The organism is Candidatus Izemoplasmatales bacterium (assembly GCA_041649275.1).
In the GTDB taxonomy this organism is placed as follows: Bacteria; Bacillota_I; Bacilli_A; order Izemoplasmatales; family Hujiaoplasmataceae; genus UBA12489.
On the sequence record JBAZNL010000027.1, the window covers coordinates 1 to 11,310 of the forward strand.

Genomic DNA, 11,310 nt, shown 5'->3' on the forward strand with positions numbered 1-11,310 from the left:
GGCAAGATCGTGCCGCTCGAATACACCCTCAAGACCGGCGACGTGGTCGAGATCAAGACCTCGCAGAACGCCGTCGGTCCGAACGACAACTGGCTCAAGATCGCCAAGACCAGCAACGCCCGCGCCAAGATCAAGAACTTCCTGAACAAGCAGAAGCGCGACTACCTCGTCGAGAAGGGCAGGGAGGACTTCGAGGCCGAACTCGAGAACCGCCGCGTCAAGGTCGAACTCACCGACGAGACCTGCGCGAAGCTGTTCGAACTCAAGGGCGTCAAGTCGATCGAGGACATGTACTTCGAGATCGGCAAGAACATCCTTTCCCCGATCAGCGCGATCAACGCCCTCGCCGGCCGCGACGTCGTCACCGAGGAACAGCTGATCGAAGCGATCAACAAGGTCCCGGAGACGAAGCGCGCGCAGAAGACGCGCACCGTCCACAACGACGTGAACATCGTCGTCGAGGGCCTCACCAACCCGTCCGTGAAGCTCGCGCACTGCTGCACGCCGGTGCTCGGCGACGACATCGTCGGCTACGTCACGAAGGGCGCCGGGATCGCCGTCCACAGAAGGAACTGCAAGAACGTCGCGAAGTTCGAGCAGGAACGCCTGCTCGACGTCTTCTGGGGCGACAACACCCTCCGCAAGTACGAGACGATGATCCGGATCACGGTCCAGAACCGCGACAACATCCTCGCCGAGATCATCAACACCGCCACCTCCAACAAGGGCAAGATCACCCAGGTCCAGGCCCAGGTGAACCGCTCCAAGGAAGGCATCATCAAGCTCAAGATGGAGGTCGGCAACCTCCTCGAGCTCGATACGATCGTGACCGCGATCGGGCGCATCCGCGACGTCTATTCGATCGAGAGGATCGCCTGATGAAGGTCGTCGTCCAGCGCGTCTCGCGCGCATCCGTCGCCGTCGACGGAACCGTCGTCGGCTCGATCGGGAAGGGCTACGTCCTGCTCGTCGGCTTCGCCCAAGGCGACACGATCGCCGAGGTGATGCGGGCCGCCCGCAAGATCGCCCTCCTCCGCGTCTTCTCCGACGAGGCGGGCAGGCTCAACAAGAACGTCACCGAGGCGGGGGGCGCGATCCTCTCGATCTCGCAGTTCACCCTCTACGGCGACGTTTCCGAGGGAAACCGTCCGAGTTTCACGAAGGCGCTCGCCGGCCGCGAGGCCGAACCGCTCTTCGACGCCTTCAACTTCGAACTGTCGAAGACCTACGGGATCCATGTCGAGACCGGCGTCTTCGGCGCCCATATGGCCGTCGATCTCGAAAACGACGGACCGGTCACGATCCTCGCCGCCTTCGAGCGCGAAGGATTGTGATTGACTAAGAACTTCAAAGCGATTATAATAATACTATATGCGTAAGCAACCACCATCCGGAGGAATCGATATGGACAAGAAGCAGATCGTCTTTGAAAAGATCAAGGAAATCATCATCCAGGAACTCGGCGTCAAGCCCGAGAAGATCGTCCTGAACGCCGCCCTCGCCGACGACTTCGGCGCCGACTCGCTCGACGCCCTCGAACTCTTCAACCAGATCGAAAGCGAGTTCCTCGTCTCGATCTCGGACGAGGCCGCGACCAAGATGAAGGACGTCTCCGACCTCGTCGACTACGTCCTCGAGCACGTGAACGCCAAGTATTTCGGATAAACCCAAACGAATCGGAAAGAAACCTCTCACCGGAGGATGTCGTCCTTGCACAGAGGGCGGCTTTTTTCTTACAAAGGAGCACACTCATGATCGTCAAAATCAAGGGAACCCAGGACATCCTGCCGGACGAATCGTCCCGCTGGCAGGAACTCGAAACCGTCATCCGGAACGTCTCCGCCCTGTACGACTTCAAGGAGATCCGCACGCCGATCTTCGAGGCGAGCGAACTCTACCACCGCGGCGTCGGCGAAGGCACCGACATCGTGAAGAAGGAGACCTACGACTTCGCCGACCGCGGCGACCGGATGGTCACGCTCCGTCCCGAGGGGACCGCGGGCGTCGTCCGCGCGGTCGTCGAGAACAAGCTCTACGCCGACCCCTCGCTCCCGCTCAAGCTCTACTACGTCGGACCGATGTTCCGCTACGAGCGTCCCCAGAAGGGACGCCAGCGCCAGTTCCATCAGTTCGGCGCGGAAGCGCTCGGCTCGACCTCGCCGCAGACCGACGCCGAGATGATCGCCTACGCCGTCACGACCCTGAAGGCGCTCCGCCTTCCGAACGTGAAGGTCAAGGTCAACTCGCTCGGCGGGAAGGAATCGAAGGAAAGCTACCGCACGCGGCTCCTCTCCTACCTCGAGCCGGCCGTCGGCGGCCTCTGCCCCGACTGCCAGCAGCGCTACAAGGAGAATCCGCTTCGCGTCCTCGACTGCAAGGTCGACCGCGAGAATCCGGTGCTGAAGGACGCCCCGAAGCCCCTCGACGACTTGAACGCCGCCGATCGGACGCACTTCGAGACGGTCCTTTCCTACCTCGACGCGATGCACGTCGCATACGAGGTCGACAAGTCGCTCGTGCGCGGCCTCGACTACTACACCCGCACCGTCTTCGAACTCGAGGCTGATTTGCCTTCGCTCGGCGCCCAGGCGACGCTCGGCGGCGGCGGCCGCTACGACGACCTCGTCGAAGGCCTCGACGGCCCGGCGTTCCCGGCGGTCGGCTTCGCCTTCGGGATGGAGCGCCTCCTGCTCGCCCGCGAGGCCGTCGACCAAGGCAAGCGCGACGAGTCGATCCACGTCTTCCTGATCGCCCTCGGCGACGCCGCCCGGCCGAAGGTCATGGAACTGATGACCGGCCTCCGCCACGGCGGGCTGATCTGCGACGCCGACTTCATGGACCGCCCCCTCAAGGGCCAGTTCAAGCAGGCCGAGCGCCTCGGCGCGGCCTACACCGTGATCCTCGGCGAGACCGAGGTCGCAAACGGCACCGCGAACGTCAAGGACGCGAAGACCGGCGAACAGACGACGGTGAACCAGACCGAGCTCTACGGCTGGCTCGTCGACCGCTTCCGGGCGCAGGAGCATTCCTGTTCCGGCGACTGCGGGGACTGCGGCGAAGATTGCCATTAATCGCCTAAATGGGTGTTTTTTTGGCCGCCGTTATGCTATAATCAAACAGGACGGGGCGTGATTCCATTGAAAAAGAAACTCTTTTCCGACGACAATCTGAACCGCGCGATCAAGATCCTGGCGATCGTCCTCCTGACGCTCGCCGTCTTCTTCATGGCGACGCAGTTCAAGGACCTGTGGACCTGGATCACCGACGCCGTCAAGGCCGTGATCGTCCCGGTCGCGGTCGCCTACCTGATCGCGCTCATCCTCTTCCCGCTCATCAAGTACCTCGAGAAGAAGGGCATCGGGCCGCGCTGGCTCTCGCTCGCGATCGTCTTCATCCTCGCCGCCGGCATCGTCTTCGGGGCGTTCTTCTTCCTCGTCCCGATGCTCATCGACGAAATCAACGGCTTCTTCACCGACGACTGGAACAAGATCGTCCAGTACGTCACGGTCGACCTCCGCACCGACTTCATCCTCGGCGAGGACATCTACGACCAGATCAGCGCCTACCTGCAGGACACCGACATCCTGAACAACCTCGTGACCGGGCTCGTCCCGTCGCTCCTTTCGGCGCTCACGAACGTGCTGCTTCCGATCGTGACGACGGTCGCGATCCTGCCGATGATGCTCATCTTCTACCTCCTCGACTACGAGATGATCGGCGAGCGCCTGCGCTCGCTCATCCCGGCGAAGCACGAGAAGGCCGCCGCCGACCTCGGCGGCCGCCTGAACGCCACCGTCGGCGCCTATCTCCGCGGCCAGCTGATCCTGATGATCGCGATCGGCACGGTCGCGACGATCATCTACAAGCTGATCGGCCTCGAGTACTTCTACCTGTTCGGCCTCCTCGTCGGCATCTGCAACATCATCCCGTACTTCGGGTCGATCATGTCCGCGATTCCGCCGATCATCTTCGCCTTCATCGCCAATTCCGGCCCCGGCCCGCTGATCGTGCTCGCCGTGAACGTCGGTCTCCAGACGGTCGAAGGCAACATCTTCCAGCCGATCATCATGGGCAAGCAGCTCGAGATGCATCCGCTCGTGATCATCATCTCGATCCTCTTCTTCGGATCCCTCTTCGGCGGAATCGGCGTCATCTTCGCCTCGCCGATCGCGGCCTCGATCCGCGTCTTCTTCGAGTTCTTCAAGGAGCGCCGGGCGCAGCGCGAAAGCCGCGAGACGCCTGAAAAGGCGGTCGGTCCCTGATGATCAAGAGCGGTTCGAAGGGGCGCATCTATTCGCTCTATGAGATCTCGGTGATCCTGTTCTACGCCTCCGCGATCGCCTTCATCCCGTTCGTGCTGGTGGTCACCTACATCTTCGACCTCGACCAGTCGCTCGACATCGACCACTTCATCCTCTGGCTGCTCGTCGCCGACGCCGTCGGCCTGGCCGCCGGGACGGCGGGACTGCTTGTCCGCAAGGACAAGCTCAAGCGCCGCGTCAAGCCCGCGTACCGCGGCGAGTTCGTCTACCTGATGGCCATCTCCGCCTTCGCCGTCCTCGGTTTCGTCGTCTTCTTCGACTACCTCGGCGGGGACCGCGCCTACATCGCGAACCTGCTCGTCGTGATCACGGTCCTGCTCGTCTACATCCTCATCCATCTCGGCCGCCGTTTTTTCAAATTCGACTATATGAAAAAGTGAAGGCTGCTTCCCGCAGCCTTTCTTGTTAGGAGCCGCCCATGTCCCTCACCCGTCTCGAAGCCCTCGTCGGAACAAGAAACCTCGTGCGCCTGCGCACGTTGACCGTGCTCGTCTGCGGCCTCGGCGGCGTCGGCTCCTTCGCCGCGGAGGCGCTCGCCCGCTCCGGCCTCGGACGCCTCGTCCTCGCCGACTGCGACGTCGTCGACGAAACCAACAAAAACCGCCAGCTCGTCGCGCTATCGTCCACCGTCGGACAAAGGAAGACCGCCGTGATGGCAAGACGCGTGAGGGACATCGACCCCGCCGTCGACGTCCGGCTCTTCGAGGAACGCATCGACAGCACCAATCTCGACCGGCTCCTCGACCCGCGCCCCGACTACGTCGTCGACGCGATCGACGACGTCCCCGCGAAGGTCGCCCTGATCGCCCGCTGCGCCGCCCTCGGGATCAAAGTCGTCTCCTCGGCCGGCTTCGCCAACAAGCGCCATCCCGAGCTGATCCGGATCGATGCGCTCGAGAAGACGTCCGTCGACCCGCTCGCGCGCGTCCTCCGATCCCGCCTAAGGGCGCTCCGCGTGCCTTTGTCCGTCCCGATCGTCTGGTCGACGGAATCCCCGTCGGTCCCGAAGACGCCCGGCATCCGGCTCGGCTCCTGCGCCACCGTGCCGTCCGCGGCCGGACTGTTCCTCGCATCGAAGGTTCTGAACGACATCCTGGAGGAGGAATGAAACGATGAAGACACTCATTATCGCCGGCGGCTGTTTCTGGGGCGTCGAGGCGTACTATCGCAAACTCAAGGGGGTCGTCGACACCGAGGTCGGCTATACCGACGCCCCCGGTCCGAACCCGACCTACCGCGACGTCTGCCAGGGCTCCGGCCACGTGGAAGCCTGCCGGATCGTCTACGACGAGACGGCCCTGCCCCTCGCCAAGGTCCTCGAGCACTTCTTCCGGATCGTCGATCCGACACAGAAGGACGAGCAGGGCCACGACAGGGGCGCGCAGTATCGCAACGGCATCTACTACGTCGATCCCGCCGACCGGGCGGAGATCGAGGCGTACGTCGCCGCCGTGAAGGCGCGTTACAGAAAGCCGGTCCACACCTACGTCAAGGCGGCCGCGCCGTTCTACGACGCCGAAACGTACCACCAGGACTATCTCGAGAAGAACCCGGGCGGATACTGCCACGTGAACATGGCGCTCCTCCGTCCCGAGGAGAAGAAGGAGGAATACCGATGAACAGCCTCTATTCCGTGAAACCCGAAGTGGCCGAGGCCCTCGCCGCCGGCCGTCCCGTCGTCGCCCTCGAATCGACGATCGTCTCCCACGGCATGCCGTGGCCGGAGAATCTCGAGACCGCGAAGGCGTGCGAAGACACGATCCGCCGCCACGGCGCGATCCCGGCGACCGTCGCCGTCATCGACGGCGTCCTACGGATCGGCCTCACCGAGGCCGAACTGATCCGGATCGCGAAGGATCCCCATGACGTCGTCAAGACCTCGCGGCGCGACTTCCCCTACGTCCTCTCGCAAAGGAAGACCGGCGCCCTCACGGTCGCCGGCACGATGGTCGCCTGCGACCTCGCCGGCATCCGGATCTTCGCCACCGGCGGGATCGGCGGCGTCCATCGCGGCTGGGAGCATTCCCTCGACGTCTCCGCCGACCTCGAGGAATTCTCGCGCACCTCGGTCTGCGTCGTCGCGGCCGGCGCGAAGGCGATCCTCGATCTGCCCGCGACCATGGAATACCTCGAGACCAAGGGCGTGCCCGTGGTCGGGTACGGCGTCGACGAGCTGCCGGCGTTCTACACCCGCTCCTCGGGCCTCTCCGTCGACTGCAACCTCCCGGACGCCGCGTCCGTCGCCCGATTCCTCAGGGCGAAGTGGGACCTCGGCCTGACCGGCGGCGTCCTCGTCGCCAACCCGGTCCCGGCGGAAGCCGCCTACGACCGCGAGAAGATCGATTCCGCGATCGCGCAGGCTCTTCACGACATGGATGCGGCCGGCGTGAAGGGCAAGGCCTCGACGCCGTACCTCCTCAAGCGGATCGGCGAGATCACCGGCGGCGGATCCCTCAAGACCAACGTCGCGCTCGTATTGAACAACTGCGCGGTCGCGGCCGACATCGCCGTCGCCTTTTCGGGGGAAGCCTGAGATGCGGAACGACTACATCTCCTGGGACCAGTACTTCATGGGCGTCGCGTGCCTCTCGGCGCTGCGCTCGAAGGACGACTCCTCGCAGGTCGGAGCCTGCATCGTGAACAAGAAGAACCGGATCGTCGGGATCGGCTACAACGGCCTGCCGATCGGCTGCGACGATTCCGCCTTTCCGTGGACCAGGGAGGGCGCGTTCCTCGATACGAAGTATCCGTACGTCGTCCACGCCGAGCCGAACGCGATCCTGAACGCGACCGTTCCCTTGGAAGGTGCGCGCATGTACGTGACGCTCTTCCCCTGCAACGAATGCGCCAAGCTGATCATCCAGGCGGGCATCCGCGAACTCGTCTACCTCTCCGACAAGTACGCGGGAAGCGATTCCGACGTCGCCGCAAAGCGGCTCCTGTCGGCGGCGGGCGTGACCTGGCGCAAGCTCGAGGGCTTCACCCTGAAGGTGGACTTCCATGAATGAACTCACCAACAGGGCATGGCCGGTCGTCCGGATCCTGCTCGTCCCGTACCTCCTCTTCATGTTCCTCCTGTTCTATCCGATCGACTACGAGATCGACGCCCCCGGCGGGATCACCGAGGTCTCGCGCACGATCGAGATCGCCTACAACCAGGACAAGGTGATCGAGGGCTCGATCTCGACCACCTACATCATGGCGATCCCGCGGACCACGTTCTTCATGTTCATCACCGGCTACTTCAACCCCTACGTCACGATCTCCAAGCTCTCGACCGGAAACGCCTCCTACACCAACGACGAGCTCCGGCAGATCTCCTATCTCGACAAGGAGACGTCGGTCGACGCCTCGATCATCGTCGCCTACCAGGCGGCATCCCTGGTCAATCCCGAGGTCGAGATCGGCTATGTCTCGAAGATCCTCGTCTTCGGGAAGGCCGAGTACCTGTCCCACTACGACGAGATCGAATTCGGCGACGAGTTCGTGCAGGTCCTGGGCGACGACGGAGCGATCGTCACCGACATCGCCGGCATTGCGGCCGCGACGGCGCTATTGGACGCCTACGACTTCACCTTCAAGAACGCGGACGGCGAGGACTACACCCTCACGCTCGCGAAGGATACCGCGACCGGCAAGTTCGGGGTGACCCTGAAGACCTACCACCTCGTCGACCGCGAGGCGACCTATCCGCTCTACGAGAATCCGCAGTCGAACATCGGCGGGCCGTCGGGCGGACTCCTCCAGACGCTCTACGTCTACAACATCCTCGTCACGGAGGACGTCACCCGCGGGCTCAAGATCGCCGGGACCGGCACGATCGGCTACGACGGCTCCGCCGGCTACATCGGCGGCGTCCGGCAGAAGATCCTGACGGCGTGGTTCGCCGGCGTCGACGTCTTCTTCATCCCGCATCTCGACGACGGCTACTATAACGACAACTACGTCGAGGCGCTCCGCGTCTGCGAGGACGTCGGGATCGACCCCGAGGGCTGGCTCATCGGCGTCGCGAGCTTCCAGGACGTCCTCGACCGACTCGCGGAACGGGGGGAATGACATGGACGTCAAGCGCATGCTCTTCGCCCTCCGGATCAAATGGGAGACGGTGCGGAAGGAATTCGGGTTCAAGGCGATCCTCGACGCCCTCTTCGCCGGCTTCGTCTACGCCCTCCTCTGCGTCTTCCCCCTGGTCGCCGTCCTCACCGAACTGTTGCTTCTGTCGATGCACCGGGTGTATACCTTCACGGTCTTCTACATCCTCGCCGCACTCGGCTTCGTCTGGCTCTGGCACCGGCTCGCGTTTCTCACGCTCAAACTCAAGCGGCCGGACCACGAGTCCGACGCGCGGGGCGTCCTCCGCCTGCTTTCCCGCGTCTGGATGGCGCTCGTGCTCGTCGCCGGACTGCTCTTCCTCATCGTCTTCATCCCGGCCATGACGGCCTAAGGAGGTTCCCATGGTCTATTATCTCATCCTTTCCGCCGTCCTGGTCGCGATCGACCAGGTCGTGAAGGCGGCCGTCGTCGCCGGCTTCGAGTCCGTCGGCGACACCCTGCCGGTGATCCGGGATTTCTTCCACCTCACCTACGTCCGCAATCCCGGGATGGTCTTCGGGATCGGCGGCGACGAGTCGGGCGTGCCGCTCGCCTTCTTCCTCACCGTCGGAGCCGTCGCGCTCGTCGCCTTCGGCTTCATGATCGCGAAGAACGACTACAAGGACAAGCGGCGGTTCTTCTATTCGCTCGCGCTCTCGCTCCTCGTCGCCGGCGCCCTCGGAAACCTCCTCGACCGCATCTTCCAGTCCGACCACCGCGTCGTCGACTACCTCGACTTCCGCGGCATCTGGGACTACGTCTTCAACTTCGCCGACATGTGCCTGACGGTCGGGATCGGCGTCTATGTCTTCGACCAGTTCTTCCTCGACCCGAAGCGGGAGAAGGAAGACAAGCACAAGGCCTATCTCGCCGAGATCAAGGACCATCTCGACAAGGTCGTCACCGATGAACAGCCGTGAGTTCGAGGAAGGCCTCGAATATCTCGTCGGCGAGACCGACGAAACCGGTCGGCTCGACAAGTTCGTCGCCCGGGCCTTCCCGCAGTTCTCGCGGACGCTGATCCAGCGGCTGATCAAGGACGGCGACCTCGTCGTCGACGGGAAGCCGGCGAAACCGTCGCAGCCCGTCTTGCCGGGCAACCTGATCCAGATCGTCGAGATCCCGCTCACCGAGATCGACGCGATCCCCGAAGACATCCCCCTCTCGATCGTCTACGAGGATTCCGACGTCGTCGTCGTCGACAAGCCCTCCGGGATGGTCGTCCATCCCGCCCCGGGGAATTTCACCGGCACGCTCGTGAACGCCCTCCTCTACCACTTCCGGGACCTCTCCGGCATGGGCGGAGCGTTCCGTCCCGGCATCGTCCACCGCATCGACAAGGACACCTCGGGACTCCTGATGGTCGCGAAAAACGATTTCGCCCATAACATCCTCGCCGCCGAACTGAAGGAGAAGAAGACGCAGCGCGAGTACGTCGCGATCGTCGAAGGCGTCATCAAGAATAACTTCGGTACGATCGACATGCCGATCGGACGCGACCTCCGCGACCGCAAGAAGATGGCGGTCGTCCAAGGCGGGAAGCCGGCGGTGACGCGCTTCGAGGTGCTCGAACGGTTCCCCGCGCATACCTATGTGAAATGCGTCCTCGAGACCGGACGGACCCACCAGATCCGCGTCCATCTGGCCTCGATCGGCCATCCGGTGACGGGCGATCCCGTCTACGGGAAGAAGGCCGGCGCCGATCCGCACGGGCAGTTCCTGCATGCCCGCACCCTCGGCTTCACCCATCCGCGGACCGGCAAGGAACTGTCGTTCGCGGCGCCACTCCCCGGCTATTTCGAAGAAAAGCTGTCCCGGCTCCGTCAACTCTGAAGCGCGGGGTCGGTTTCGATCGATTTTCGGGGAAGAACTTGTAATCCGTCCCCGTTATGGTATACTCAAGGCATCCCGGAGCGTACGGACCGAACCCGGTTCGATGCCGGGGACATAGAAAGGAGACCACCATGGACATCCTATCCTTCATGAAGCCGCTCACGGAAGTCGTGTTTGTCCGCGACGACAGCTCGATCGCCGACGCGCTTTCGGTCTTCAAGCGCTTCCGCTACCAGTCGATCCCCGTCGTCGGTCAGGACGGCTCGTATGCCGGTTCGCTCTCGGAGGGTGACCTGCTTTATGCGATCGCCGACGCCGGAAACAAGCTCGCCACCGTCCTGAAGACGCCCATCGGGCAGATCCCGCGCAACCGCCAGTACGAGGCGATCTCCGTCCAGGCATCGGTCAACTCGCTCATCGGAAAGGCCGCGAACGAGAACTTCGTCCCGATCGTCGATGACGCCGGGAAGCTGCTGGGGATCGTCACCAGGAAGACGCTCCTCGGGTATTTCTTCGAGCACCAGTTCATCGTACTGTAATCTCAGATGATATGAAAAGACGCCCTCCTGTTCGGCAAGACCGAGCAGGAGGGCGTTTCCCATGTACGTATGGCCGAACCGTATCTTAATGCATTCACTCATGAGAATCCGCGGTCTCTTTCACCGCATGTTTACCTCTGATGTAGAATTTGTTGTATAGTGCGATCGGTATAATTTAAATACGCTATTGACATTCATCGATGCCTGAGCATACAATACATTTAGTACGTGTGTTTACTGGATTGGTATGGAAATTAATGAGTGACTAACTATCTTCTGTCAATCTATTTATTCTTTATATATGTAGATAACGACAAAAAACCCTTGTGAAGGGCAAATTGAAGAAATCCAATACACTTCGACTGAAGTAGATCGAACCCGGTCGCGCTACACGATCGGGACGAAGTCATCGAAGCAAAGCCCAGTCGAAGTCGACGTGTTTGGTTTCGAGTGTGAAAATGAGGCGAACAAGCTTTCTTGCGAGATGTGAGAGGGCGACCAGGTGAGGCTTCCCCTCGGCGCGT

Annotated in this window: 15 protein-coding genes; all 15 read left to right on the plus strand. The window is 62.5% G+C overall.

Annotated features, from left to right (window positions below):
• A partial coding sequence (locus WC509_08895) for an ACT domain-containing protein (GenBank protein MFA5007558.1) occupies positions 1-879 on the plus strand: 879 nt, incomplete at its 5' end.
• Positions 879-1,334, plus strand: a complete 456-nt coding sequence (gene dtd / locus WC509_08900; GenBank protein ID MFA5007559.1) for a D-aminoacyl-tRNA deacylase — start codon at positions 879-881, stop codon at positions 1,332-1,334. The genes WC509_08895 and dtd, both read left to right, overlap by 1 nt.
• Positions 1,335-1,404: 70 nt before the next feature.
• Positions 1,405-1,665 carry an acyl carrier protein gene (acpP, locus tag WC509_08905; GenBank protein ID MFA5007560.1) on the plus strand — a complete coding sequence of 87 codons (261 nt, stop codon included), beginning with the start codon at positions 1,405-1,407 and terminating at the stop codon, positions 1,663-1,665.
• Between the two features lie 86 nt (positions 1,666-1,751).
• Positions 1,752-3,071 carry a histidine--tRNA ligase gene (hisS, locus tag WC509_08910; GenBank protein ID MFA5007561.1) on the plus strand — a complete coding sequence of 440 codons (1,320 nt, stop codon included), beginning with the start codon at positions 1,752-1,754 and terminating at the stop codon, positions 3,069-3,071.
• Between the two features lie 57 nt (positions 3,072-3,128).
• Positions 3,129-4,262, plus strand: a complete 1,134-nt coding sequence (locus WC509_08915; protein ID MFA5007562.1) for an AI-2E family transporter — start codon at positions 3,129-3,131, stop codon at positions 4,260-4,262.
• Positions 4,262-4,702 (plus strand): hypothetical protein, encoded by a 441-nt coding sequence (locus tag WC509_08920; GenBank protein ID MFA5007563.1) that lies wholly within the window; start codon positions 4,262-4,264, stop codon positions 4,700-4,702. The genes WC509_08915 and WC509_08920 overlap by 1 nt, the downstream gene beginning before the upstream one ends.
• A gap of 38 nt (positions 4,703-4,740) precedes the next feature.
• Positions 4,741-5,430 (plus strand): tRNA threonylcarbamoyladenosine dehydratase, encoded by a 690-nt coding sequence (locus WC509_08925; GenBank protein ID MFA5007564.1) that lies wholly within the window; start codon positions 4,741-4,743, stop codon positions 5,428-5,430.
• A gap of 4 nt (positions 5,431-5,434) precedes the next feature.
• Entirely contained in the window at positions 5,435-5,941 is a 507-nt protein-coding gene (gene msrA / locus WC509_08930; protein ID MFA5007565.1) for a peptide-methionine (S)-S-oxide reductase MsrA, read from the plus strand.
• Complete coding sequence (locus tag WC509_08935; GenBank protein ID MFA5007566.1) at positions 5,938-6,855, plus strand: pseudouridine-5'-phosphate glycosidase; 918 nt, start codon at positions 5,938-5,940, stop codon at positions 6,853-6,855. The genes msrA and WC509_08935 overlap by 4 nt, the downstream gene beginning before the upstream one ends.
• Position 6,856: 1 nt before the next feature.
• Positions 6,857-7,330, plus strand: coding sequence for a dCMP deaminase family protein (locus WC509_08940; GenBank protein ID MFA5007567.1), 474 nt, complete (start codon positions 6,857-6,859; stop codon positions 7,328-7,330).
• Positions 7,323-8,378 (plus strand): S16 family serine protease, encoded by a 1,056-nt coding sequence (locus WC509_08945; protein ID MFA5007568.1) that lies wholly within the window; start codon positions 7,323-7,325, stop codon positions 8,376-8,378. Before WC509_08940 ends, WC509_08945 begins: the two co-directional genes overlap by 8 nt.
• A gap of 1 nt (position 8,379) precedes the next feature.
• Complete coding sequence (locus tag WC509_08950; protein MFA5007569.1) at positions 8,380-8,766, plus strand: hypothetical protein; 387 nt, start codon at positions 8,380-8,382, stop codon at positions 8,764-8,766.
• Between the two features lie 10 nt (positions 8,767-8,776).
• Positions 8,777-9,334 (plus strand): signal peptidase II, encoded by a 558-nt coding sequence (gene lspA, locus WC509_08955; protein MFA5007570.1) that lies wholly within the window; start codon positions 8,777-8,779, stop codon positions 9,332-9,334.
• Positions 9,321-10,247, plus strand: coding sequence for an RluA family pseudouridine synthase (locus tag WC509_08960; protein ID MFA5007571.1), 927 nt, complete (start codon positions 9,321-9,323; stop codon positions 10,245-10,247). Before lspA ends, WC509_08960 begins: the two co-directional genes overlap by 14 nt.
• A 131-nt stretch (positions 10,248-10,378) precedes the next feature.
• Positions 10,379-10,786 (plus strand): CBS domain-containing protein, encoded by a 408-nt coding sequence (locus tag WC509_08965; protein MFA5007572.1) that lies wholly within the window; start codon positions 10,379-10,381, stop codon positions 10,784-10,786.
• Positions 10,787-11,310: the final 524 nt, after the last annotated feature.